The organism is Streptomyces sp. NPDC035033, assembly GCF_040636735.1.
Taxonomy (GTDB): domain Bacteria; phylum Actinomycetota; class Actinomycetes; order Streptomycetales; family Streptomycetaceae; genus Streptomyces.
Window position 1 is genome coordinate 70,262 of the sequence record NZ_JBEZUZ010000001.1, and the last position, 23,130, is coordinate 93,391.

23 protein-coding genes and 1 riboswitch are annotated in these 23,130 nt (G+C 72.0%); of the genes, 13 read left to right on the plus strand and 10 right to left on the minus strand.

Going from position 1 to position 23,130, the window contains the following annotated elements; genetic code table 11:
- Positions 1-95: 95 nt before the first annotated feature.
- Positions 96-1,097: a cytochrome d ubiquinol oxidase subunit II gene (cydB, locus tag AB0E83_RS00335; RefSeq protein ID WP_362103874.1), complete on the minus strand. Its 1,002-nt coding sequence runs from the start codon at positions 1,095-1,097 to the stop codon at positions 96-98.
- Positions 1,098-1,115: 18 nt separating this feature from the next.
- Positions 1,116-2,624, minus strand: a complete 1,509-nt coding sequence (locus AB0E83_RS00340) for a cytochrome ubiquinol oxidase subunit I (RefSeq protein WP_362103876.1) — start codon at positions 2,622-2,624, stop codon at positions 1,116-1,118.
- A gap of 203 nt (positions 2,625-2,827) precedes the next feature.
- On the opposite strand from AB0E83_RS00340, the gene AB0E83_RS00345 reads away from it, so the two are divergent.
- Positions 2,828-3,202: a cyclophilin-like fold protein gene (locus AB0E83_RS00345; RefSeq protein WP_362103878.1), complete on the plus strand. Its 375-nt coding sequence runs from the start codon at positions 2,828-2,830 to the stop codon at positions 3,200-3,202.
- A gap of 15 nt (positions 3,203-3,217) precedes the next feature.
- Here the strand turns inward: AB0E83_RS00345 and hisC are convergent, their stop codons facing one another.
- A complete protein-coding gene (gene hisC, locus AB0E83_RS00350) occupies positions 3,218-4,315 on the minus strand; it encodes a histidinol-phosphate transaminase (protein WP_362103880.1) in 1,098 nt (365 codons plus the stop codon).
- Between the two features lie 391 nt (positions 4,316-4,706).
- Between hisC and AB0E83_RS00355 the strand changes: the two genes are divergently transcribed.
- The 3 genes from AB0E83_RS00355 (at position 4,707) to AB0E83_RS00365 (ending at position 8,344) form a co-directional block, all read left to right on the plus strand.
- A complete protein-coding gene (locus AB0E83_RS00355; RefSeq protein ID WP_362103882.1) occupies positions 4,707-5,813 on the plus strand; it encodes a LacI family DNA-binding transcriptional regulator in 1,107 nt (368 codons plus the stop codon).
- Positions 5,814-6,143: 330 nt separating this feature from the next.
- Positions 6,144-7,556 carry a metallophosphoesterase gene (locus tag AB0E83_RS00360; RefSeq protein WP_362104258.1) on the plus strand — a complete coding sequence of 471 codons (1,413 nt, stop codon included), beginning with the start codon at positions 6,144-6,146 and terminating at the stop codon, positions 7,554-7,556.
- A 161-nt stretch (positions 7,557-7,717) separates the two neighbouring features.
- On the plus strand, positions 7,718-8,344 hold the full coding sequence (locus tag AB0E83_RS00365; protein ID WP_362103884.1) for a hypothetical protein: 627 nt from the start codon (positions 7,718-7,720) through the stop codon (positions 8,342-8,344).
- 61 nt (positions 8,345-8,405) lie between these two features.
- On the opposite strand, the gene thiC is transcribed toward AB0E83_RS00365, so the two are convergent.
- Positions 8,406-10,193 (minus strand): phosphomethylpyrimidine synthase ThiC, encoded by a 1,788-nt coding sequence (gene thiC / locus AB0E83_RS00370; RefSeq protein ID WP_362103885.1) that lies wholly within the window; start codon positions 10,191-10,193, stop codon positions 8,406-8,408.
- Positions 10,188-10,335, minus strand: a riboswitch (TPP riboswitch). It overlaps the preceding gene by 6 nt.
- Before the next feature lie 38 nt (positions 10,336-10,373).
- Here thiC and AB0E83_RS00375 point away from each other — a divergent pair.
- Positions 10,374-11,777 carry a YibE/F family protein gene (locus AB0E83_RS00375; protein WP_362103887.1) on the plus strand — a complete coding sequence of 468 codons (1,404 nt, stop codon included), beginning with the start codon at positions 10,374-10,376 and terminating at the stop codon, positions 11,775-11,777.
- Between the two features lie 283 nt (positions 11,778-12,060).
- On the opposite strand, the gene AB0E83_RS00380 is transcribed toward AB0E83_RS00375, so the two are convergent.
- From AB0E83_RS00380 to AB0E83_RS00395, 4 genes are all read right to left on the minus strand, one after another.
- The gene (locus tag AB0E83_RS00380) at positions 12,061-12,501 is read right to left on the minus strand and encodes an SsgA family sporulation/cell division regulator (protein ID WP_362103889.1); all 441 of its coding nucleotides are present in this window, start codon (positions 12,499-12,501) and stop codon (positions 12,061-12,063) included.
- A 138-nt stretch (positions 12,502-12,639) separates the two neighbouring features.
- Positions 12,640-13,404 (minus strand): helix-turn-helix domain-containing protein, encoded by a 765-nt coding sequence (locus AB0E83_RS00385; RefSeq protein ID WP_362103890.1) that lies wholly within the window; start codon positions 13,402-13,404, stop codon positions 12,640-12,642.
- Positions 13,405-13,692: 288 nt separating this feature from the next.
- A complete protein-coding gene (locus AB0E83_RS00390; RefSeq protein WP_362103892.1) occupies positions 13,693-13,911 on the minus strand; it encodes a DUF5326 family protein in 219 nt (72 codons plus the stop codon).
- Positions 13,912-14,142: 231 nt separating this feature from the next.
- A complete protein-coding gene (locus tag AB0E83_RS00395; protein ID WP_189851978.1) occupies positions 14,143-14,460 on the minus strand; it encodes a cupin domain-containing protein in 318 nt (105 codons plus the stop codon).
- A gap of 50 nt (positions 14,461-14,510) precedes the next feature.
- Here AB0E83_RS00395 and AB0E83_RS00400 point away from each other — a divergent pair, with 50 nt between their 5' ends.
- The 5 genes from AB0E83_RS00400 (at position 14,511) to AB0E83_RS00420 (ending at position 18,331) form a co-directional block, all read left to right on the plus strand.
- On the plus strand, positions 14,511-14,888 hold the full coding sequence (locus AB0E83_RS00400; protein ID WP_030493801.1) for a phage holin family protein: 378 nt from the start codon (positions 14,511-14,513) through the stop codon (positions 14,886-14,888).
- Between the two features lie 9 nt (positions 14,889-14,897).
- Positions 14,898-15,404 carry a low molecular weight protein-tyrosine-phosphatase gene (locus AB0E83_RS00405; RefSeq protein ID WP_362103894.1) on the plus strand — a complete coding sequence of 169 codons (507 nt, stop codon included), beginning with the start codon at positions 14,898-14,900 and terminating at the stop codon, positions 15,402-15,404.
- Positions 15,405-15,408: 4 nt separating this feature from the next.
- The gene (locus tag AB0E83_RS00410; protein WP_362103896.1) at positions 15,409-16,569 is read left to right on the plus strand and encodes a cystathionine gamma-lyase; all 1,161 of its coding nucleotides are present in this window, start codon (positions 15,409-15,411) and stop codon (positions 16,567-16,569) included.
- Positions 16,570-16,842: 273 nt separating this feature from the next.
- On the plus strand, positions 16,843-17,739 hold the full coding sequence (locus AB0E83_RS00415; protein ID WP_362103898.1) for a LysR family transcriptional regulator: 897 nt from the start codon (positions 16,843-16,845) through the stop codon (positions 17,737-17,739).
- 112 nt (positions 17,740-17,851) lie between these two features.
- Positions 17,852-18,331 carry an NUDIX hydrolase gene (locus AB0E83_RS00420; protein ID WP_362103900.1) on the plus strand — a complete coding sequence of 160 codons (480 nt, stop codon included), beginning with the start codon at positions 17,852-17,854 and terminating at the stop codon, positions 18,329-18,331.
- Here the strand turns inward: AB0E83_RS00420 and AB0E83_RS00425 are convergent.
- Positions 18,263-19,492, minus strand: coding sequence for a globin domain-containing protein (locus AB0E83_RS00425; RefSeq protein ID WP_362104260.1), 1,230 nt, complete (start codon positions 19,490-19,492; stop codon positions 18,263-18,265). The two genes, AB0E83_RS00420 and AB0E83_RS00425, sit on opposite strands and share 69 nt — an antisense overlap.
- Before the next feature lie 247 nt (positions 19,493-19,739).
- Between AB0E83_RS00425 and AB0E83_RS00430 the strand changes: the two genes are divergently transcribed.
- From AB0E83_RS00430 to AB0E83_RS00440, 3 genes are all read left to right on the plus strand, one after another.
- Positions 19,740-20,603, plus strand: a complete 864-nt coding sequence (locus tag AB0E83_RS00430) for a GNAT family N-acetyltransferase (RefSeq protein WP_362103902.1) — start codon at positions 19,740-19,742, stop codon at positions 20,601-20,603.
- 110 nt (positions 20,604-20,713) lie between these two features.
- Positions 20,714-21,172, plus strand: a complete 459-nt coding sequence (locus AB0E83_RS00435) for a MarR family transcriptional regulator (protein ID WP_362103904.1) — start codon at positions 20,714-20,716, stop codon at positions 21,170-21,172.
- A gap of 40 nt (positions 21,173-21,212) precedes the next feature.
- A complete protein-coding gene (locus AB0E83_RS00440) occupies positions 21,213-21,665 on the plus strand; it encodes a GNAT family N-acetyltransferase (protein WP_362103905.1) in 453 nt (150 codons plus the stop codon).
- Positions 21,666-21,733: 68 nt separating this feature from the next.
- Here AB0E83_RS00440 and AB0E83_RS00445 read toward each other — a convergent pair whose 3' ends face one another.
- A complete protein-coding gene (locus AB0E83_RS00445; protein WP_362103907.1) occupies positions 21,734-23,116 on the minus strand; it encodes a serine hydrolase domain-containing protein in 1,383 nt (460 codons plus the stop codon).
- Positions 23,117-23,130 lie beyond the last annotated feature (14 nt).

Genomic DNA, 23,130 nt, shown 5'->3' on the forward strand with positions numbered 1-23,130 from the left:
CCGGGCGACGACGGCACTGGCAGGTGCCGGCGGGTGCCTGGGCCGTCTCTTCCGGATCGTGCCGGAAGAGACGGCCCGATCCGGAAAGAAACGGCCTAGTGGGCGTCGGCGATGTGCTGGGTGCCGATCCGCTTGCGGAACACCCAGTAGGTCCAGCCCTGGTAGAGCAGGACCAGGGGGGTGGCGATCGCCGCGCACCAGGTCATGATCTTGAGCGTGTACGGGCTCGACGACGCGTTCGTCACCGTCAGGCTCCACGCGGGGTCGAGCGAGGACGGCATGACGTTCGGGAAGAGCGCCAGGAACAGCATCGCGACCGCGGCGGCGATCGTCACCCCCGAGAGCGCGAACGACCAGCCTTCGCGTCCGGCCTTGATCGCCCCGATCGCGCCGACCAGCGAGACCGCCGCGATCAGCATCGCCGCGAGGCTCCAGCCGTCGCCCGTGTCGACCTGGGTCCAGATCAGGAAGGCGAGCGCGAGCACCGCCGTGACCAGGCCCAGCCTCACGGCGAGCGCGCGGGCCCGGACGCGGATGTCGCCGACGGTCTTCAGCGCCGCGAAGACCGCGCCGTGGAAGGTGAAGAGGGTGAGCGTGACCAGTCCGCCGAGGAGGGCGTACGGGTTGAGCAGGTCCCAGAAGCCGCCGACGTACTCCATGTCCGCGTCGATCTTCACGCCCCGGACGATGTTGCCGAAGGCCACGCCCCACAGGATCGCGGGGATCAGCGAGGTCCAGAAGATGGCCTGCTCCCAGTTGCGCTGCCAGTTCTCCTCGGGTCGCTTCGCGCGGTACTCGAAGGCGACGCCACGGACGATGAGGCAGACCAGGATGATCAGCAGCGGCAGGTAGAAGCCGGAGAAGAGGGTCGCGTACCACTCGGGGAAGGCGGCGAAGGTCGCGCCGCCGGCAGTCAGCAGCCACACCTCGTTGCCGTCCCAGACGGGTCCGATGGTGTTGATGAGGACCCGCTTCTCGGGCCGGTTCCGGGCGAGCAGCTTGGTGAGGACGCCGATCCCGAAGTCGAATCCCTCCAGGAAGAAGTAGCCGGTCCACAGGACGGCGATGAGTACGAACCAGACGTCGTGGAGTTCCATGCCTCGATCTCCTGAGCCTCAGTACGAGAAGGCCATGGGCCGGTCGGCGTCGCGGGAGTCCCCGCCGATCCTGGTGGGCGGGTTGAGGTCGTCCTCGGTGAGTTCGGGCGGGCCCGCCTTCACGTACTTCACGAGGAGCTTGACCTCGATGACGGCGAGGATCGCGTAGAGCGTGGTGAAGACGAGCATCGAGGTGAGCACCTCGGCCTGGGAGACGCCGGGGGAGACGGCCGCGCTGGTGCGCAGCACGCCGTAGACGACCCAGGGCTGGCGGCCCATCTCGGTGAAGATCCAGCCCCAGGAGTTGGCGATCAGCGGGAAGAGCATGGTCCAGAGGGCCACGACCCAGTACCACTTGCCGATCTTGGGACTGAGCGCCTTGTTCCTGAAGAGGACGAGGTTCGGCACTTCGTCCTCACCGGTCCTCAGGCCGGGGGCGATCAGGAACTTCTTGCGGGTCAGCCAGAGCCCGACGACGCCGACGGTGAGCGAGGCCATGCCGAAGCCGATCATCCAGCGGAAGCCCCAGTAGGCGACCGGGATGTTGGGGCGGTAGTCGCCGGGGCCGTACTTCTCCTGCTCGGCCCTGTTGACGTCGTTGATGCCGGGGACGTACGAGTCGAAGTCGCCGTTGGCGAGGTAGGAGAGTATTCCGGGGACCTCGATGGCGACCTTGTTGTGGCCCTTGTCGACGTCGCCGATGGCGAAGATCGAGAAGGGTGCGGGGGCCTCGCCGTCCCACAGCGCCTCGGCGGCGGCCATCTTCATCGGCTGCTGCTTGAACATGACCTTGCCGAGCAGGTCACCGCTGATGGCGGTGCCGAGGCCGGCGATGATCAGGGTGATCAGGCCGACGCGCAGCGAGGTCCGCATGACGCGGACGTGCCGCTTGCGGGCCAGGTGGAAGGCGGAGATGCCGACCATGAAGGCGCCGCCGACGAGGAAGGCCGCCGTCATGGTGTGGAAGAACTGGGTGAGCGCGGTGTTCTGGGTGAGCACCGCCCAGAAGTCGGTGAGCTCGGCGCGGCCGCGCTCCTCGTTGATCCGGTAGCCGACCGGGTGCTGCATCCAGGAGTTGGCGGCCAGGATGAAGTACGCGGAGAGGACGGTGCCGATCGACACCATCCAGATGCAGGCGAGGTGGATCTTCTTCGGCAGCTTGTCCCAGCCGAAGATCCACAGGCCGATGAAGGTGGACTCGAAGAAGAAGGCGATGAGCGCCTCGAAGGCGAGCGGGGCGCCGAAGATGTCACCGACGAAGCGGGAGTAGTCCGACCAGTTCATGCCGAACTGGAACTCCTGCACGATGCCGGTGACGACCCCCATCGCGATGTTGATGAGGAAGAGCTTCCCCCAGAACTTCGTCGCCTTGAGGTACTTCTCGTTCTCCGTCCGGACCCAGGCGGTCTGGAGACCGGCGGTGAGGGCGGCGAGTGAGATCGTCAGGGGGACGAAGAGAAAGTGGTAGACGGTGGTGATGCCGAACTGCCAGCGCGCCAGAGTCTCTGGCGCCAGAGCTAGGTCCACGTCGTCTTCTCCTTACATCGCCGTGATCACAGCGGCAGTCTGCCCCTTTAATCCTTCTTATTTCGGGATGAACAGGGACACGCTTGTGAACGCGTTCACATTCACAAGCATTATGACTCATACGAAATCCGTACTGGAGGTCGGGGTCGTGTACCGAAGGTCACACCTTCCCAAGACCTTCAACATATTGTTGAATCCGGGCCATGACCCTTCGGATACGCCTCTCCTGGCCGGCCGGACACACCACGGCCACCCTCGACGAAACCCCCACGAGCACGGCGCTCGTGGGGGCTCTGCCGATCGTCTCCACCGCCCGCACCTGGGGCGAGGAGGTCTACTTCGACACTCCGGTCTCGGTCCCCCGCGAGGAGGGGGCGCTCCAGGTCGTCGATCCCGGCACGGTCGCCTTCTGGACCGAGGGCGACGCCCTCGCCCTCCCCTACGGACCGACCCCGATCTCACGGGGCGAGGAGTGCCGGCTGGCGAGCCCCTGCAACCTGCTGGGCTCGCTCGACGACGACCCGCGGATCCTGGCCACCGTCCGCGACGGCGACCCGATCCGCGTGGAACTCGCCTGATTCCCGCCGGGCCGCTCAGGCCCCCTGGCGGAAGCCCTCCGCCACCTTCAGGAACAGGTCGTTCGCCTCGGTCTCGCCGATCGTGACGCGCACGCCCTCCCCCGCGAACGGCCGCACCACCACGCCGTGCCGCTCGCACTCCGCCGCGAAGTCCACGGTCCGCTCGCCGAGCCGCAGCCAGACGAAGTTCGCCTGCGCGTCCGGCACGGTCCAGCCCTGGGCCACGAGCCCCGCGTGGACCCGCTCGCGCTCCGCCACCAGCGAGCCGACCCGCCCGAGCAGTTCGTCCTCGGCGCGCAGCGAGGCCACCGCCGCGTCCTGCGCCAGCTGGCTCACGCCGAACGGCACCGCCGTCTTGCGCAGCGCCGCCGCCACCGGCTCGTGGGCGATCGCGAAGCCGACCCGGAGCCCCGCCAGGCCGTACGCCTTGGAGAAGGTGCGCAGCACCGCCACGTTCGGCCGGTCGCGGTAGATCTCGACGCCGTCCGGGATGTCGGTGTCGCGGACGAACTCCTTGTACGCCTCGTCGATCACCACCAGGACGTCGGAGGGCACCCGGTCGAGGAAGCGCTCCAGCTCGGCCCGGCGCACCGCGGTGCCCGTCGGGTTGTTGGGGTTGCAGACGAAGATCAGCCGGGTCCGGTCGGTGATCGCCGCCGCCATCGCGTCGAGGTCGTGCGTCTCGTCCTCGGTCAGCGGCACCTGCACCGAGGTGGCCCCGCTGATCTGGGTGATGATCGGGTACGCCTCGAAGGAGCGCCAGGCGTAGATCACCTCGTCGCCCGGGCCCGAGGTCGACTGGAGCAGCGACTGGGCGACGCCGACCGAGCCGGTGCCGGTGGCGATGTGGGAGACCGGGACGCCGAAGCGGTCGGCCAGCTCCTCCGACAGCGCGGTGCAGGCCATGTCCGGGTAGCGGTTGAAGCTCGCGGCGGCGGCCAGCGCGCTCTCCAGCACGCCCGGCAGCGGCGGGTAGGGGTTCTCGTTGGAGGACAGCTTGAAGGCGGCCGGGCCGCCCGCCGCGGCCGGCTTGCCCGGCTTGTACGTGGGGATGCCGTCCAGCTCGGCGCGCAGCTTCGGGTGGGACGCGCTCGTCCCGCTGGTCTCGCTCACAGTGTGGCCTCCTCGACCGTCCGTACCGCCAATGCTTCTCACTTTATGAGGATTCACGCCCGCTGCGAATGGGCTGTGGACAACAGCCCTGCAACGCTGTGGACGACCCTCCCGCCGGGCCCGCCCGCCCGGGGGGCGCGCGGACGGGTGGCGCGCGCCGGTGGCGAGCGCCGTGGCGCGCATCCCCCGTAGAGGTGAGTTGAGACCTCTTCGAGACCTCGCCCCCTCGCCAGGCCCATCCCTCCCCACGACATCGAGTCGCATGCAAGAACCGTCAACTACCTTTGATTAAGGCATCTTTGAGCCCTGTCGACCATGCAGAAACGTGCCTGTCAACGCCTGCATATGCGGCCGTCCCCCCCACCCCTCGTCGCCCTACTATCGGCTCGCCATGACAGCAGCAGGGAAGCACCAGGTGAGCCGGGCACAGACCCGGGGAAGCCGGCAGGGCCGGGCAGGCATCCGGGACGTGGCCGCCGCCGCCGGGGTCTCCATCACGACTGTCTCCGACGCGCTCAACGGCAAGGGCCGTCTCCCGGACGCCACCCGCCGGCACGTCCGCGAGGTCGCCGACCGGCTGGGCTACCGCCCCTCCGCGGCGGCCCGCACGCTCCGCACCGGCAAGTCGGGACTCATCGGCCTGACCGTGACCACGTACGGGGATGAACCTTTCACCTTCACGGAGTTCGCCTACTTCGCGGAGATGGCCAGGGCCGCCACCTCGGCCGCGCTCGCCCGCGGCTACGCCCTCGTCATCCTCCCCGCCACCTCCCGCCATGACGTCTGGTCGAACGTCGCCCTCGACGGCACCGTCGTCATCGACCCCTCCGACCACGACCCCGTCGTCACCGAACTCGTCCGGCAGGGCCTCCCCGTCGTCTCCGACGGACGCCCGGCCGGCACCCTCCCGGTGACCGCCTGGGTCGACAACGACCACGAGGCCGCCGTCCTCGACCTCCTCGACCACCTCGCCGCCGCCGGCGCCCGCCGCATCGGCCTCCTCACCGGCACCACCACCGACACCTACACCCGCCTCTCCACCACCGCGTACCTCGACTGGTGCGAGCGGGTCGGGCAGGACCCCGTCTACGAGGCCTACCCGGCGCACGACCCGTGCGCGGGCGCCGTCGCGGCCGACCGGCTGCTCGCCCGCCCCGACCGCCCCGACGCCGTGTACGGCCTCTTCGACCCCAACGGCACCGACCTCCTCGCCGCCGCCCGCCGCTACGGCCTGCGCGTCCCCGACGACCTGCTGATCGTGTGCTGCAGCGAGTCCACCGTCTACGCCACCACCGAACCGCCCATCACCACGCTCTCGCTCAAGCCGCGCCGCATCGGCACGGCCGTGGTCCAGCTGCTCATCGACGCCATCGAGGGGGTCGAGGGCGACGGTCCGGTCGAGCAGGTGATACCGACCGAACTCATCGTCCGCACCTCCTCGCAGCGCCGCTCGCCGCGGACGACGGTCAGCCCGCCGCGCTCGCCCGCCAAGGACTGAGCACCCCCTGCCGGGCGCCCCCCCGGACACCCCCGTCGGGCGCCCCCGGACACCCCCGCCGAACGCCGGCCGCGCCGAAGGAGCGGCCGGAGGAACGAAGCGCCGTTCCGCCCCTGCCCGTGGGCGGAGTCGGCGAAACCGGCCACCCCACCGGACCCGGCCCTGGACTGGACCTTCTCAATTCGGGCGAAACAACCGGTGAACCCGGAGCGAACCCGGATTCACCACCCCTGGTGCGTCACACAGGCGGACCCTCATTCCTATGATGGGCGCACGACACCGCGGACCACCCCGACCAGGCCGGTCCGCGATGTGCAGGGCATCGCGACGGTGGTGGAGGGGTCGATGACTCAGGGGGCCGGGCAGGATCCCGTGGAGCGCACGGCGACATTGCGTGACTTCCGCGTACCCCCGTACGCCCGGGTGCCCGTGCAGGGCCACCCGGCCGAGCCGCCCGTCGCGCCCGCCGACCCCACGCTCCACCTGGGCACCCGCCCGCCCGCGTACCCCGAACCCGTCGCGTTCCCGGCACCGCCCGCGCCGATCGCTCCGGCCACCCCGGCCGCTCCGGCCGCGCACGCCGAACCGGCCCCGCGCCCCGAGCCCGCCCCGTACCAGGAGCCGGCCGCCGCCCCGTACCCGGAACCGGCCGCCGTCGTGCCGCCCGCCGCCGCCCCGCGCCCCGCCGCCGCGTACCCGGACCCGGCCCCCGTCGCGCCGCCCGCCCCCGCCGCCGCGTCCGTCCCCCCCGTCGTACCGCCCGTCGCCACCGCCGCCGGCCACCCCGGCGGGGGGTACGCCGACGAGTTCCCCGAGGGCTACACCCCGACCGAGCGCGACCTGCCGGTCATCCAGCGCGGCGACACCCTCCAGGTCCCCGTCGCCCCGGCCGCCGCGCCGGCGCCCGTCCCCGCCGGGGACGGCCCCGGCCCGCTCTACGTCGTCGGCGACGTCCACGGCTACCTCGACGAACTCGTCGCCGCCCTGCGCGCCCAGGGCCTCGTCGACGAGAACGGCGGCTGGGCCGCGGGCAACGCCCGGCTGTGGTTCCTCGGCGACTTCACCGACCGCGGCCCCGACGGCATCGGCGTCATCGAGCTCGTCATGCGGCTCTCCGCCGAGGCGGCCGCCGCCGGCGGCTACTGCAAGGCCCTCATGGGCAACCACGAGCTGCTGCTCATCGGCGCCAAGCGCTTCGGCGACACCCCGGTCAACTCCGGCGCCGGCACCGCCACCTTCCAGGCCGCCTGGCTGCTCAACGGCGGACAGAAGCACGACATGGACCGCCTCCAGGAGCACCACCTCCAGTGGATGTCCCGGCTCGACGCCGTCGTCCACGAGGACGGTCACCTGCTGCTGCACTCCGACACCACCGCGTACCTGGAGTACGGCGAGACCATCGAGGACGTCAACGAGACGGTCCACGAGATCATCCGGCGCAACGACGCCGACGAGGTCTGGGACCTCTTCCGGAAGTTCACCAAGCGCTTCGCCTTCCGCGACGAGGCCGGCCCGCAGGCCGTCCAGGAGCTGCTCGGCACCTACGGCGGCTCCCGGATCGTGCACGGCCACAGCCCGATCCCGTACCTCCTCGGCCAGGTCGGCACGGAGGACGGCGAGGAGGACTCCCGCCCGGCCGTCGACGGTCCGCACGTCTACGCCGACGGGCTCGCCATCGCCATGGACGGCGGCGTGACCATGGCCGGGACGCTGCTGGTGGTCCAACTCCCCCTGGCGAGCTGACCCTCACTCCGCGCAGCCGGGCCGGGCGAATTCCGGAAACCCCCTGTCAGCACGGACGGTCACGGCCCTACCATCGGTCTCCCCAGGTAGGCAGGCTCTCCTCCGCTTCCGCCCGGACCGCCGTGCTCCACGGCCGGTCCCGGCCCACCGAGCATCGGGGGATGCACATGAACGTGGCTCCGCACCTGCTGACCGAGGACCGCGCCGAGTACGAGCGCGTCCTCGACGACGCACTGCGCACCGCACAGGAACGGCCGGAACTCGCCGGAGCGGGGGAGCGGCTGACGGCCGCCCAGCTCCGGGTGATGGCGCTGAACGCGACGGCGCTGATCACCGCGGCGGCGGCGAGCGAGTACGAGCACTTCGTCAAGGTGCGCGAGCGGGACCGCGCCGCGTCCAACCGCCCGCGGATCCCCGCTCCCGACGAGTCCCCGGGCGCCGTCGCGGTCCTCACCGTCCTCGTCCCGGTCCTCGCCGGCACGGCCGCCGCCATCTTCCTGCTGGTCGGCGCGGTGGTGCGGCTGCTCGCCCCGGACGCCGCCCTCGGCACCACCCTGCTCACCGCCGGACTGGTCTTCGGTGCCCTCGCCGCCGCCGGCCTCCTCTGCGCCGGCGTCGGTCTCCTGCTGACGGCCCTCCGCAACAGCCCCGCCGAGACCGGTCCCCCCGACGACGAGCTCACCCGCGCCCGCGCCGCCTGGCGCCACGCCCTCCTGGAGCGCGGCATCCTCCCGTTCCTCCAGGCCGCCCTCACCGCCACCACCGACCCGGCGCCCCCGGGTCCCTGACGCGCCCCGGCCCGCGATCCCCCCGTGGACCGCGGGCCGGGGTGCGTGCGGCGGGCGGCCGCTACTCCGCCAGCGGCAGGTAGACCCTGTTCCCGGAGGCGGCGAACTCGGCGGACTTCTCGGCCATGCCGGCCTCGATCTCGTCCGCCTTCAGGTCCCCGCCGTGCTCACGGCGGATGTCCTGCGAGATCTTCATCGAGCAGAACTTCGGACCGCACATCGAGCAGAAGTGGGCGGTCTTCGCGGGCTCCGCCGGCAGCGTCTCGTCGTGGAACTCGCGGGCGGTGTCCGGGTCGAGGGCCAGGTTGAACTGGTCCTCCCAGCGGAACTCGAAGCGCGCGTCGGAGAGCGCGTCGTCCCACTCCTGGGCGCCCGGGTGGCCCTTGGCCAGGTCCGCCGCGTGCGCCGCGATCTTGTACGTGATGACGCCGGTCTTCACGTCGTCGCGGTTCGGCAGGCCCAGGTGCTCCTTGGGCGTGACGTAGCAGAGCATCGCCGTGCCCCACCAGGCGATCATCGCGGCGCCGATGCCGGAGGTGATGTGGTCGTACGCGGGCGCCACGTCCGTGGTCAGCGGGCCGAGGGTGTAGAACGGCGCCTCCTCGCAGATCTCCTGCTGGAGGTCGATGTTCTCCTTGATCTTGTGCATCGGGACGTGGCCCGGGCCCTCGATCATCGTCTGCACGTTGTGGCGCTTGGCGATCGTGTTCAGCTCGCCGAGCGTGCGCAGCTCCGCGAACTGGGCGTCGTCGTTGGCGTCCGCGATCGAGCCGGGGCGCAGCCCGTCGCCGAGCGAGTAGGTGACGTCGTACGCCGCCAGGATCTCGCAGAGTTCCTCGAAGTGCGTGTAGAGGAAGTTCTCCTTGTGGTGGGCGAGGCACCAGGCGGCCATGATCGAGCCGCCGCGCGAGACGATGCCGGTCTTGCGGCGCGCGGTGAGCGGCACGTACGGCAGGAGCACGCCGGCGTGCACGGTCATGTAGTCCACGCCCTGCTCGGCCTGCTCGATGACCGTGTCCTTGTAGATCTCCCAGGTCAGCTCCTCGGCCTTGCCGTCGACCTTCTCCAGGGCCTGGTAGAGCGGCACGGTGCCGATCGGCACGGGGGAGTTGCGCAGCACCCACTCGCGGGTGGTGTGGATGTTGCGGCCGGTGGACAGGTCCATGACCGTGTCGGCGCCCCAGCGGGTCGCCCAGGTCATCTTCTCCACCTCCTCCTCGATGGAGGAGGTGACGGCGGAGTTGCCGATGTTGGCGTTGACCTTCACCAGGAACCGCTTGCCGATGATCATCGGCTCGATCTCCGGGTGGTTGACGTTGGCCGGCAGCACCGCTCGGCCCGCCGCGATCTCCTCGCGGACGACCTCCGGCGAGACGTTCTCCCGGATCGCCACGTACTCCATCTCCGGGGTGATCTCGCCCCGGCGGGCGTACGCGAGCTGGGTCACGGCCTGCCCGGCGCGGCCCCGGCGGGGCAGCCGCGGGCGGCCGGGGAAGACCGCGTCGAGGTTCTTGAGCCCGCCGCCGCGCGGCGAGGTGTGCTTGATGCCGTCGTCCTCGGGGCGGACCGGGCGGCCCGCGTACTCCTCGGTGTCGCCGCGCGCGATGATCCAGTTCTCGCGCAGCGGGGGCAGACCCCGGCGCACGTCGGTGTCGACGGCGGGGTCGGTGTACGGGCCGGACGTGTCGTACAGCGTCACGTCCTTGCCGTTGGTGAGGTGCACCTGACGGACCGGCACCCGGATGTCGGGGCGCGAGCCCTCGACGTACCCCTTGTGCCAGCCCGGCGTGCGCGCGCCGTTCGAGTCGTTCTGGTCGGAGGCAGGCGTGCGTGCGTCCTGAATGGTCATGAGACCGAATCTCCCTACGCCGGCATTACCCGGTAACAGGTTCGGCGGTCGGCGCAGCCTCCTCCCGTACGTACGGCATGTACGCGCGTACGGTGATCAGCGCCCTCTCAGCCCGGTGCTCCGAGCTCCCGCGTGTGCAAAGGTGCCACCACGCTAGCGCCCTTCCGGGCGTGCTGAACAGTGGGCCCCCACCGTTCTTGCGATGATCGGTCGGTGACTTCCCCGCAGCAGTCCCCCGATCCGCACGGCCACGAGCACGGCACCGAGCACGGCCACGGCGCCGGACACGGTGCCGGGCACGGGCACGGGCACAGCCACAGCCACGGGCCCGCCGCGCCCGTCTCCCGCCATCTGCGAAGAGTCATCGCGGCGGTCCTGATCCCCTTCGCCACCGCCGTCCTCGTCGGGCTCGCGGTGCTCTGGCCCGGCGGCGCCCCGGCGCACCAGCGGACCGGCGTCGGTTTCGACCGGCAGACCGAGCAGGGCCGGGTCGTGGCGGTCGAGCGGGTGGACTGCAAGGACGTGAACGCGGCGCAGGTGCCGCCCACCGGGGACACCACCACCCCGCAGGGCCGCGAGGCGGTCGACGCGCAGCAGGGGCAGTGCGCGAAGGCGACGGTCGAGGTGACGAGCGGGCCGGACAAGGGACGGACCTTCACCGAGATCGTGCAGCCGGACGCCCCGCGCCAACTGGAGGAGGGGCAGGGCGTGGTGGTCGCCTACGCCCCCGACGCCCCGAAGGACCTGCAGTACTCGGTGACGGACGTGGACCGGACGGTGCCGATGGCGGTCCTCGCCGCCATCTTCGCGCTCGCGGTGGTCCTCGTCGGGCGGATGCGGGGCGTGATGGCGCTGATCGCGCTCGCGGTGAGCTTCCTGGTGCTCACGCTCTTCATCCTGCCCGCAATCCTGGAGGGTTCGAATCCGCTGGTCGTGGCAGTGGTCGGGTCGAGCGCGATCATGCTGCTCGCGCTCTACCTGTGCCACGGCCTGTCGGCCCGCACCTCGGTCGCGGTCCTGGGCACGCTGATCTCGCTGCTGCTGATCGGGCTGCTCGGGTCCTTCTTCATCGGCTGGGCCTCGCTCAGCGGCAACACCGACGACTACACCGGGCTCATCCACGGTCTCTACCCGGAGATCGACATGTCCGGCCTGCTGCTCGCCGGTGTGATCATCGGTTCGCTCGGTGTCCTGGACGACGTCACGGTGACCCAGACCTCGGCGGTCTGGGAGCTGCACCAGGCCGATCCGGGCATGGGTCCGCGCGCGCTCTACCGGGCCGGGATCCGGATCGGCCGCGACCACATCGCCTCGGTGGTCAACACCCTGGTCCTGGCCTACGCCGGTGCCGCGCTGCCGCTGCTGCTGCTCTTCACCATCGCGCAGAGCAGCGTGGGGACGGTGGCCAACAGCGAGCTGGTGGCGGAGGAGATCGTCCGGACCCTGGTGGGTTCGATCGGCCTGGTCGCCTCGGTGCCGGTCACCACGGCGCTCGCGGCACTGGTGGTGTCGGCCGACCGCCCGTCGGGGGAGGCCGGCGCCCGGCCGGCGGGCCGCGGCGGACGGCGGCGCCGCGCGAAGTGACGGACGCGCGACGGCCGTACGGGACCCGAGCGTCCTGCCCGACGGCCGTACGGGTCCGGGGTCGTCCCGCCCTGTGGGCGTACGGGGTCGGGGCGTCCGGTCCAGAGGCCGTACGGGTCCGGGGCCGTTCCGCCCTGAGGGCGTACGGGGCCCGGTCGTTCCGCCCGGAGGGCGTACGGAGTCGGGGCGTCCGGTCCGGAGGCCGTACGGATCACGCCATTCGGCCCGGTGGCCGTGCGGAGCGGTTCACCCGGTCGGCGGTCGTACGGAGCGGGGCGCGGGGTCAGGCCGGTCCGGCGCTCTCCTCGGCGAGGATCCGGCCGAGCGCGGCCTCCAGGCTGTCCTCGAAGTCGCCCAGGGCCTGCTCCTGACCGAGCGGGACGAGCTTGTCCGTGCGGTCGAGGAAGGCGACGAGCGGCGGGGCGCTGGCGCGGAACAGGGCGCGGTCCGCGCCCACCTGGAGCCGGATGGAGACGTCCGACAGGCCCTCGGGGTCGGTCGGGGCGATGTGCACGTCGCCGTCGCCGCTCGGACGGTTGATCCCGTCGAGCAGCAGCTCCCTGCCGAACGCCCAGGTCACGGGCGCGTCCCCGGGAAGGTGGAAGGTCATCCGCACCGCGTAGGGGTCCCGGGTCTCGTATCGCAGTTCGACAGGGATCTTGAAGGAGAGCTCCTCCGAAACGAGGAAGCTCATCAGGACCTCGGCCTGAACCGACTCTCGCATCATGTACCCCGCAGTAGATGGAGCAGTTGTGTAAACACAGCTGCTGAAAGCTGTGACCGAAACGGCCAGGAATGATCCCCCGTGGCCCTCTTGACGCAATCGTGCTGTACGCGCTAGCGGATCACAAGGAGTGATTTTTCAGATACTGATAGAGAAGGCGAGCGAACTGAAGAGGCTCCCGATCTCCGTACGTAGCCGCTCGACTGCTGGGAGCAACCGTTCTTCCTGGTGAAGCGGGAGGGAAATGGCCAGAGTGGCCGCCGCGGAGCCCACCGTAAGGGGGATGGCCGCGCAAACCGTGCCGAGCGCATATTCCTGACGCTCCACCAGGGGCTCCATTCGCCCCAAACCGCCCAAACGCTCCAAAAGCACCCGCCGGTTACGCACCGTGTACGGAGTGATGGCTTCCACCGGGTGGCGGTCAAGGTGGTCTTGACGAGATCTCAGATCGAGTTGGCTGAGCAGGCACTGCCCGATCGCGTGGGCGTGACCGGTCTCCCGGAAGTCGGCCCACTCCTCCACCGCGGGGGAGTTGAGGGTGTCCGCGACGGAGATCAGTTCGATCTCGCCGTCGCGGTAGAGGGCGAAGTAGACCGGCACGCCGAGCGCGTCCCGCCAGTGGGCGAGGGAGTCCTCGATCTTGATGCGACGATTCTGCACAGCTCCGCCGCCGGCCAGCCGGGTGGCCGCCTCGCCCAGATAGAACGCACCCTTGTCGCGGAGCAGATAGCCCTCGTGCGTCAGGGTGCGGAGAAGGTGGTACGTCGTGGGCAGCGGAAGGCCCGTCTCCCGGGCGAGCTGCTTGGCGGGGGCACCGTCCGCATGGGAGGCCACCGCCTCCAGAAGTCTCAGCGCCCGCTGCACCGAGCCGATCAGGGTCGGCGCAGCTGTCTGCGTAGCCATGGCCAAAGGTCACCCCCAGGCGTGACAACGGATGCACCGCACCCGCTCGCGGGGGCCGCCCCCGCGCACACCCGCCAGGCCTGGGACACCGATGGGGTCCGACGGACGGACCCCTCAGGGACGAGCGGGAAACCGCTGGTCTGCCGGAGATCTACACCCGTAGTCCCCGACTCGGCGGAGATCTGCCACTCTAGTGGCTCGTCCTCGCCCCCCACCCTGTTTCGACCTGCGCGTTCCCCCTGCCGGGCTAACGCCCGGCAGACGCCCAATACCGATGAGTAGCTTGTGCTACCAGTCCCGGTCGGACTTCGACGGGGTGCCGAACTTCCGTACGACGTAGATGAGTCCGGCCACGAGCGCGACGAACAGCAGCACCTTGAACAGCAGGCTGATCACGAAGGTGAGGACGCTGGTGATGACTCCGCCGAAGACCAGCAGGACCAGGGCGGGTATGGCGATCCACTTCACCCACCACGGCAGCCCCGCGAGAATCTCCTGTACCGCCATGGTGCTCTCCCTCGCTCTCGACTCCCCGCCCGGAACCCTCCGCCCCGGACACCTCAAGGCTAGGCGGGCACCGGCCGCCGGCGGGGCCCCCGGGGCCCGGGCTCTCCCCTGATCCGCCCCCTAGGGGAAGCGGGGGGTCCGTCCCCGAGGATCCGGGCCGCCGACGGCTCCCCGCTCAGGCCGCTCGGGCATCCGTCCGCCCGGGCTTCCGTCTGCTCAGGCCCCGGCCGCTCAGGCTTCCGGCGGTGAGAAGACCACCAGGACCCGCAGGTCCTCGCTGATGTGGTGGAAGCGGTGCGGCACCCCCGCCGGCACGTAGACCACGCTGCCCCGCGCCACCTGCGTCGTCTCCTCGCCGACGGTGATCGCCGCCCGCCCGGAGACCACGAAGTACACCTCGTCCTGGCCGTGCGGCGACTGCGGGTCCAGCTCGCCCGCGTCGAGCGCGTACAACCCCACCGACATGTTCCGCTCGCGCAGGAACTGGAGGTACGCCCCCTGGTTGGCGACGCGCTCCGCCTCCAGTTCGTCCAGCCGGAATGCCTTCACTGCCGTTCGCCCCTGCCCTAGGCCCGATCGTCTCTGCCACGATCAGACACATGAAGAATTTCGTAGTCAAGACGCTCGCCAACGCGGGCGCCCTGGCGGTCGCCATCTGGCTTCTCCAGGACATCACCCTGACCGGTGAGAGCACGGGCAAGAAGGTCGTCACCCTGCTGCTCGTCGCCCTCGTCTTCGGGCTCGTCAACTTCCTGGTCAAGCCGATCGTGAAGCTGCTGACGCTGCCCCTCTTCATCCTGACCCTCGGCCTGATCACCCTGGTGGTCAACGCCCTGATGCTGCTGCTCACCTCGTGGCTGGCCGACCAGTTCGACCTCAGCTTCCACGTGGAGGGCTTCTGGACCGCCGTCCTCGGCGGCCTGATCATCTCCGTCGTCTCGTGGGCGCTCAACGTGGTGCTGCCCGACGGGGACTGAGGAACCGCCATGACCTATCGCGTCTGCTTCGTCTGCACCGGCAACATCTGCCGCTCCCCGATGGCCGAACACGTCTTCCGCGCGCGCGTGGAGGAGGCCGGCCTCGGCGGAGCGGTCGAGGTGGACAGCGCGGGCACCGACGGCTGGCACGAGGGCGACGGCGCCGATCCGCGCACCGTCGCCGTCCTGGAGGAGTACGGCTACACCTCCGCGCACACCGCCCGCCGGTTCAGCGCCTCCTGGTTCTCCGGCCTCGATCTGGTGATCGCGCTCGACGAGGGCCACCTCCGGGAGCTCCGCCGCCTCGCCCGCACCCCCGACGAGGCGGCGAAGGTCCACCTGCTCCGCTCGTACGACCCCGCCGCGGGGGACGCGCTCGACGTCCCCGACCCGTACTACGGCGGGCGCGAGGGCTTCGAGCACTGTCTGGAGATGGTCGAGGCCGCGAGCGAGGGACTCCTCGCCACCGTCCGGGCCGCACTACGGGGGGACGAACTGAAGGAAAGGACCCTGTGAACCCGTGAGCCCTCAGGAACAGCACCACCGCGGCGACGGTCCCGGAGACGGGACCCTCGCCGTGCGGGCCGGACTGCCCGAGCCCGTGAAGCACGAACCGACCCTGCCGGGCCCGGTCTTCGCCGCCCACTTCCACCTGCCGGGCGACCCCACCGGCCCCTACACCTACGGCCGCGACGAGAACCCGACCTGGACCCATCTGGAACGGGCCATCGGCACCCTGGAGGCGCCCGGGGACCCCGAGGTCGAGACCGTCGTCTTCGCCTCCGGCATGGCCGCCATCTCCGCCGTGCTGCTCTCCCAGCTCTCCGCCGGCGACGCCGTCGTCGTTCCGTCCGACGGCTACCAGGCCCTCCCGCTCCTCCACGAGCAGCTGCGCGCGTACGGCGTCGAGGTGCGCTCCGCCCCCACCGGCGGCGACGCCCAGCTCGACGTGCTCGACGGCGCCAAGCTGCTGTGGATCGAGACCCCGTCCAACCCCGGGCTCGACGTCTGCGACGTCCGCCGGCTGGTCCGCGAGGCGCACGCCGGCGGGGCGCTCGTCGCCGTCGACAACACCCTCGCCACCCCGCTCGGCCAGCGCCCGCTGGAGCTGGGCGCGGACTTCTCGGTCGCCAGCGACACCAAGGGCATGACCGGCCACGGCGACCTGCTGCTCGGCCACGTCAGCTGCCGCGACCCCCGGCGGGCCGCGGAGGTACGGCGCTGGCGCAAGGTCGTCGGTGCCATTCCCGGCCCCATGGAGGCGTGGCTCGCCCACCGCTCGCTGGCCACGCTCCAGCTGCGGGTCGACCGCCAGTGCGCCACCGCCCTGGAGCTCGCCCGCGTCCTCGCCGACCACCCCGACGTGACCGGGCTGCGCCATCCCGGCCTCCCGGAGGACCCCTCGCACGCGATCGCCACCCGGCAGATGCGCCGCTTCGGCTCGGTGCTCTCCTTCGAGCTCGCCGACCGCGCCCGGGCGGAGCGCTTCCTGGAGGAACTGCGCCTGGTCGACGACGCCACCAGTTTCGGCGGGGTGCGTTCCTCGGCGGAACGGCGCGGGCGCTGGGGCGGGGACGCCGTCGCGGAGGGCTTCATCCGCTTCTCGGTGGGCGCCGAGGACCCGGAGGACCTGATCGCCGACGTCCTGCGGGCGCTCGACGCGGCGCGGAAGGCGGGCTGACGGGCCCGGGCCGCGAGGCTCGGAGGGTCCCGGGCGGGCTCGGGCGGGGCTCGGACCGCGAGGCTCGGAGGGTCCCGGCCGGGGCTCGGACCGGGGCGTTCCGAGCCTCCCCCCTCGTGGCTCGGAACGCCGCCGGTCCTCACGCGGAACCCGCCCGGACAAGGCTAGTTGACCGAGCGTCAGTGTCCAATCACGGTAGCGACAGGGACCTATCGGCATATTTATAGTGGGAGCGGTCCCGGGACGACGGGCTGCCGACCGGAAGGGGCGGGCATGGATCTGTCCCTGCTGCGCACGTTCGTCGCCGTGCACCGGGCCGGTTCCTTCACCCGCGCCGCCGCGCTCCTCGGCCTCTCCCAGCCCGCCGTCACCAGCCAGATCCGCACCCTGGAGCGCCAGCTCGGCCGGCCGCTCTTCCACCGGCGGGCCCGTGGGGTCACCCCCACCAGCATCGGCGACGAACTGGCCCACCGGGCCGCCCCGCACCTGGACGCCCTGGTCGAGATCGCGGAGACCGGGCTCGACTCCGAGCGCGGCCCCCGCACCCTCCACGTCGCCGGCCCGCCGGAGTTCACCTCCCTGCGCGCCCTGCCCGCGCTCGCCCCGCTCGTCGCGCGGGGCCTGGCCCTGCGCGCCTCCTTCCTCGGCAACACGGAGGAGCTGCTCGACGGGCTCGCCGCCGGCCACCACGACCTGGCCCTCGCCACCGCCCGGCCGCGCGGCGGACTGCTCGCCGCCACCCCCCTCTGCGACGAGGAGCTCGTCCTGGTCGCCGCCCCGCGCTGGGCGGCCCGGCTCTCCCCCGAGGTGCTGCTCTCCACCGGCGCGGTGGTCCTGGAGCAGCTCCCGGTGGTCGAGGTGCACGAGTCGCTGCCCTTCGCCGGCCGCTACTGGGCGGCCGTCTTCGAGACCGCGCCGGCCGCGGCGGCCACCGTCATCGCCCCCGACCTGCGGGCCGTCCGGGAGGCCGCGGCCGCCGGCGCGGGCCTGGCGGTGCTGCCCCGCTACCTCTGCGAGGAGGCGCTGGCGGCCGGACGGCTCGTGGCGCTGCTCGACCCGCCGGTGCCACCGCTGCGGACCTACTTCCTGGTGGTGCGGACGGGCACCCTCGCCCTGGCCCACATCGCCCGGGCGCACGAGGAACTGGTCCGGGCCGCGAGGGAGTGGTGAGGTCCGGCGCACCGCCACGGGCCCGGCGAAAGGCGGTGCGGTCCGGCGCGCCGGCGCGGTCCGCGGGGCGGTGATGAGTTTCAGCCCGGCGAGAACGGGCCATTTTCTTCCCATGACCGAACGGCCCGTGGTCAAGCGCACCGCACGCGCCATCCTGCTCGACGGAGACGACCTCATCCTCATCAAGCGCACCAAGCCGGGGGTGGATCCGTACTGGGTGACGCCCGGTGGCGGCGTCGAGCCCTCCGACTCCACCGTCGTCGAGGCCCTCCACCGCGAGGTGCACGAGGAACTCGGCGCCAAGATCGTCGATGTGGTCCCCTGTTTCGTCGACACCGTCGAGCACATCGTCGACGGCGGGGTCTCCGGCGTGAAGGTCCAGCACTTCTTCGTCTGCCGGCTGGAGTCGATGGACCTCAGCCGGCGGCACGGCCCCGAGGTCGACGAACCCGTCGGCGAGTACGAGGTCGTCCGGGTGCCCTTCAGCCGCGTCGGGATCGCCGCCGTCCACCTGGTGCCGCTCTCACTGCGCCACTACCTCGACGGCAACATCGAAGGCGTCCGCGCCATGCACGCCCCCGACCTCGGCTGACCCGGCCCCCGCGGGGGCGAGCTCCGTCGGGAAGTCGTGGCGGATCCGCTCCGAGGGGATCCCCGCGCCGCGGAGCACGTCGACGCCCTGCCGGACCATGCCGAGCGGCCCCGAGAGGTAGGCGTCCCGCTCGTTCCACGGACCGGCCTCCCGCACCGCCTCCGGCAGCGGGCCCTGCGCCTCGGTGACGGGATGGACGGCGAGCCACGGGAACGTCTTCTGCAACCGCAGCAGGGTGTCCATGTCGTAGAGGTCGTGGCCGCGGCGCGCCCCGTAGAAGACGTCGACCTGCCGGCGGTCGCCGTGTTCCGCGACGTCCTCCACCAGCGCCCTGATCGGGGCGATGCCGGTCCCGCCCCCCAGGCAGAGCAGTCCGTCGTCGGTGGCGTGGTCGACCGTCATGGAACCGGCCGGCGGTCCGAGGCGGAGCACGTCCCCCGGGCGGGCCCGGTGGACCAGCGCCTGGGACACCCAGCCGGCCGGGACGGCCTTGACGTGGAGGGTGAGCAGCCCGTCCGGGCGGGGCGCCGAGGCGAAGGAGTAGTGCCGCCACACGCGCGGCCACCAGGGGGTCTCCAGCGTCGTGTACTGCCCGGCGAGGAAGGGGTAGGGCGCGTCGGGCCGCAGGGTGAGCACGGCGATGTCGGGGGTCCGCAGGTCGTGCGAGACCACCTCGGCCCGCCACCAGGCGGGGGCCCTCGCCTCGTCCTCGGCGGCCGCGTCGATCATGATCTGCGAGATCGCCGTGTACGCCCGGACCCAGGCCGCCTCGGTCCCCTCGTCCCAGCTCCGTTCCGCGTACCGCGCGAGCGCGCCGATCAGGGCCTCGCCGACCGCCGGGTAGTGGGCCGCCTCGACGCCGTACTTGCGGTGCCCCCTGCCGAGGTGCCCCAGGTACTCGCCAAGGAACGCCCCGTCGTCCATCCGCTCGGCGACCGTGAGCAGGGCCTTGAGCAGGCGGTCCCGCTGGGTGTCCATCGCGGCGGGGAACAGCTCGCGCAGGGCGGGGCTCCGGACGAAGAGCAGGGCGTAGAAGTACGAGGTCACCTTGTCGGCGACCGGAGCGATCTCCTCGAGGGTGCGGCGGACGAGCACCGCATCGGGGGAGGGCTCCGTTATTCGGGCCCCCGTCCCGCCCGTCGTGCTGGTCGGACCATCCATCATGTGCCTCGCCTCACGCAGCCGGCTTCCGTGTTCGCAGCATGGCGGCCGCCGGGGCGCTTCGGACGGAAAGCGGCGTTCTCGGGCCAAAGGGCCGGGGTGCGGACTAGGCTCCGCTTTTTCGGCGCGCGCGGGGACGCGGGTCCGCACGGGTGCGCCCGGCTCCCGGACAAGGGCCGTGTTTCACGTGAAACATCGCGCGAAAACCCCTGGACGGAAGATCACCCCGTCGGAGAGCCTGACCGTCATGCCGATCTCCCCCTCCGCCCTCGCCCAGCTCCCCGTCCGGCGCCTCGACACCGCCGACCTCCTGGCCTGCTCCGACCTCTCCGAGAACCGCGGCTGGCTCCGCGAGGAGCACAAGTGGGGGCTGCTGCTCACGGCGGGCACCGGGTACGGCATCGACGACCCGGACGGCGACGGGCTGCTCGCCGCCTGTGTGGTCACCTCCTACGGCCCCGGGCTCGCGGCCATCGGCATGGTGCTCGTCGCGGAGCGGTACGCCCGCCGGGGCGTGGGCCGCCGGCTGATGCGGCACGTCCTGGAGGAGGCCGGGGAGACCCCGCTGACGCTCTACGCCACCCCGAACGGCCGGCCGCTCTACGAAGAACTCGGGTTCACCGAGGTCGGCCGGTCCGAGATGCTGCGGGGTCGCTTCTCCGGCGCCGTGCCCGCCCCGCGGCGCGCGGTCCGCCCGGCCACCGCCGAGGACCTCCAGGCCGTCCTCCGGCTCGACCTGGAGATCTTCGGCCTCGACCGCACCCCGCTCATCGCCCGGCTCCCGGCCTTCGCCGACCACCTGCGGGTCGCCGTCGAGGACGGCGCGGTCACCGGCTTCGCCGCCGCCTGGCCCAACATGGACACCCATGTCGTCGGCCCGCTGATCGCCCGCGACACCGCCACCGCGCAGGCGCTGGTCGCCTCCCTGGCGGACGCCACGGACCGCCCGCTCCGCACCGACGTCGACCTCCGCCACACCGAGCTGCTGCGCTGGCTCAAGGAGAACGGTATGGACCCGATCACCACCAACGCGATGATGGTCCGCTCGCTGCCGGACCTCCCCGGTGACGCCGACCGGCGCTTCGCCCCGCTGACCGTCGCGGCGGGCTGACACCATCGGCACGGCACACGGGCCGCAATAGTTGCACACGCGCATTATTGCGGACCATCGTCTACCCTGGACCGGACAGGCCACTCGCCGAGGAGAGGACGAGGAGAGACATGACCGCGACGGATCCCGCCCTCACCGGGCTCGCGCAGCGCTGGTGCGCCCTCTCCCTGCTGCACGGCCGGATCGAGTCCCACATCGAGCGCGCGCTGGAGTCCGGTCACCGGCTGAGCGCCCGCGAGTACTCGCTCCTCGACGTCCTGAGCCGCCAGCACGACGGTCCCGGCGGGCACCTCCAGATGAAGCAGGTCGCCGACGCCGTCGTGCTCAGCCAGAGCGCCACCACCCGCCTGGTCACGCGCCTGGAGGACCGGGGCCTGCTCACCCGCTACCTCTGCGCCACCGACCGGCGCGGCATCTACACCGACGTCACCGAGGCCGGCCGGAAGCTCCTGGAGGAGGCCCGCCCCACCAACGACCGGGCCCTCCGCGAGGCCCTGGACGAAGCGGCGAAGAACCCGGAGCTGGCCCCCCTGGTGCGGGTCCTCGAGGGCGAGACCGTCACCGTCTGACCGCCTCTCTCCGGCGTCCGCCGGGCCGTACGCTGCGGGCATGAGCGATCTTGAGATCCGCCCCGCCACCGCGGAGGACGTGCCCGCGATCGTCGCGATGCTCGCCGACGACCCCCTCGGCGCCCAGCGGGAGTCCCCGGACGACCCGACGCCGTACCTCACCGCCTTCGGCCGCCTCGCGGACGACCCGAACCAGCACCTCGTCGTCGCCACGCGCGGCGGGAAGGTCGTCGGGACGCTCCAGCTGACGATCGTTCCCGGCCTCTCCCGCCGCGGCGCCACCCGCTCGATCATCGAGGGCGTACGGATCCACTCCGAGGAGCGCGGCAGCGGCCTGGGGACGGTGCTCGTCGAATGGGCCGTCGAGGAGTCCCGGCGCCTGGAGTGCGCCCTGGTCCAGCTGACCTCCGACGCGACCCGCACCGACGCCCACCGCTTCTACGAGCGCCTCGGTTTCGAGGCGAGCCACGTGGGCTTCAAGCGGGCCCTCTGACCTCCCTCCGTCCGCGGGGTCCGTGTTTCACGTGAAACACAGACCCGTGCGCTCCGGCCGGGGCCGGCTCACAGCCCGCGCCAGCCCGCCGCGTCCACCCCGCCCGGAACCGCGTCCCCCGGCTCGTACGGCTCCCGGGTGAAGACGAAGGAGCCGAGGTCGAGATGGCTGACGGTGCCGTCCGGCCGCCGCACCACCCGCAGGGTCTCCCCCGCGTAGTAGCCGTCGAGACCGATCCAGCCGCCTTCGGGCAGGGCCCGGAAGCGGGCACGGCGGCCGGGGCCCCGCAGCGGCTCCAGGACCAGCCCGCGTCCGGCGCCGAGCCGCAGGCCGAAGGAGTACGTCCCCCAGTACCAGGGCCCGGTCAGCGCCACGAGCTCCTGATCGGCCTCGGCCGCGGGAAGCGGCCGCCACGGTTCGGGGAACCGCGGCTCGGCCTCCGCCACGATCCGTACGAGGTCGGCGGCGACGACACCGGGCTGCGGGCCGCTCGTCGCGTTGGCGAGGGCCACGCCGACCACTCCCTCCGCGACGTCCACCCAGAGCCCGGCGACGAAGCCCGGCAGCGATCCCCCGTGCCCGATGAGCGTGCCGCCCTCCCCGTGGGCGAGCTGGAGACCGAGGCCGTACCCCATCTGCGCGTCCCCGGCGGCCGGCGGGGCGGCCGGGACCCGCATCTCCGCGACGGTCGCGGCGCTCAGCACCCGGTCGTCGCCCTCCGCGAGGAAGAGGCCGAAGCGGCAGAGGTCGGCGGCCGTCGACCACAGTTGGCCGGCCGGGGCCATCACCCCCAGGTCCTCGGAGGGCTCGGGAAGCATGACGTCGGCCCACGGGTGCACCGCCCAGCCCGAGGCGTGCGGGGCCACCGGCCCCACCGTCGTACGGTCCAGGCCCAGCGGCTCCAGGACCTCGGTGCGCAGCGCCTCCTCCCAGGAGACCCCGCGCACCGCCTCGACCAGCGAGCCGAGCAGGGTGTAGCCGGGATTGGAGTAGTGGAAGCTCCGGCCCGCCGGGTGGAGCGCGGGCGCCTCTCCCAGGACGTCCGACAGCTCGGGCCGCGTCGCCCCGGGCGTCCGCTCCCACCAGGGCGACGGGGTCTCCGCCGCGAGCCCCGCGGTGTGGCCGAGCAGCTGGGCGACGGTCACCTCGCCCACCCCCGTGCCGGGCAGGTGCTTCTCCAGCGGGTCGTCGAGGCCGATCAGCCCCTCGTCCCGCAGCCTCAGGACGAGGACGGCGGTGAACACCTTGGTGATCGAACCGATCCGGTACTGCGTGTCGGCGTCCGGGGCGTGCCCGTCGACGCAGCTGCGGGAACCGCTCCAGACCATCGCTCCCCCGCGGGCGACGGCCCCCACGAACGAGGGCGCGCGGCCCTCGCTCTGGGCGCGGGCCACGCGGTGCAGCAGGGAACGCTCGGTGGTGGGCAGCAGGGCTTCGAAGGCTGAGGTCATGCGACCGATCATGC

Coding starts and splice junctions, on each gene's coding strand:
- cydB (WP_362103874.1), bottom strand. CDS start 1,097: ATGGAACTCCACGACGTCTGGTTCGTACTCATCGCCGTCCTGTGGACC.
- AB0E83_RS00345 (WP_362103878.1), top strand. CDS start 2,828: ATGACCCTTCGGATACGCCTCTCCTGGCCGGCCGGACACACCACGGCC.
- AB0E83_RS00355 (WP_362103882.1), top strand. CDS start 4,707: ATGACAGCAGCAGGGAAGCACCAGGTGAGCCGGGCACAGACCCGGGGA.
- AB0E83_RS00365 (WP_362103884.1), top strand. CDS start 7,718: ATGCACATGAACGTGGCTCCGCACCTGCTGACCGAGGACCGCGCCGAG.
- thiC (WP_362103885.1), bottom strand. CDS start 10,193: ATGACCATTCAGGACGCACGCACGCCTGCCTCCGACCAGAACGACTCG.
- AB0E83_RS00380 (WP_362103889.1), bottom strand. CDS start 12,501: ATGCGAGAGTCGGTTCAGGCCGAGGTCCTGATGAGCTTCCTCGTTTCG.
- AB0E83_RS00385 (WP_362103890.1), bottom strand. CDS start 13,404: ATGGCTACGCAGACAGCTGCGCCGACCCTGATCGGCTCGGTGCAGCGG.
- AB0E83_RS00390 (WP_362103892.1), bottom strand. CDS start 13,911: ATGGCGGTACAGGAGATTCTCGCGGGGCTGCCGTGGTGGGTGAAGTGG.
- AB0E83_RS00400 (WP_030493801.1), top strand. CDS start 14,511: ATGAAGAATTTCGTAGTCAAGACGCTCGCCAACGCGGGCGCCCTGGCG.
- AB0E83_RS00405 (WP_362103894.1), top strand. CDS start 14,898: ATGACCTATCGCGTCTGCTTCGTCTGCACCGGCAACATCTGCCGCTCC.
- AB0E83_RS00415 (WP_362103898.1), top strand. CDS start 16,843: ATGGATCTGTCCCTGCTGCGCACGTTCGTCGCCGTGCACCGGGCCGGT.
- AB0E83_RS00420 (WP_362103900.1), top strand. CDS start 17,852: ATGACCGAACGGCCCGTGGTCAAGCGCACCGCACGCGCCATCCTGCTC.
- AB0E83_RS00425 (WP_362104260.1), bottom strand. CDS start 19,492: ATGGATGGTCCGACCAGCACGACGGGCGGGACGGGGGCCCGAATAACG.
- AB0E83_RS00430 (WP_362103902.1), top strand. CDS start 19,740: ATGCCGATCTCCCCCTCCGCCCTCGCCCAGCTCCCCGTCCGGCGCCTC.
- AB0E83_RS00435 (WP_362103904.1), top strand. CDS start 20,714: ATGACCGCGACGGATCCCGCCCTCACCGGGCTCGCGCAGCGCTGGTGC.
- AB0E83_RS00440 (WP_362103905.1), top strand. CDS start 21,213: ATGAGCGATCTTGAGATCCGCCCCGCCACCGCGGAGGACGTGCCCGCG.
- AB0E83_RS00445 (WP_362103907.1), bottom strand. CDS start 23,116: ATGACCTCAGCCTTCGAAGCCCTGCTGCCCACCACCGAGCGTTCCCTG.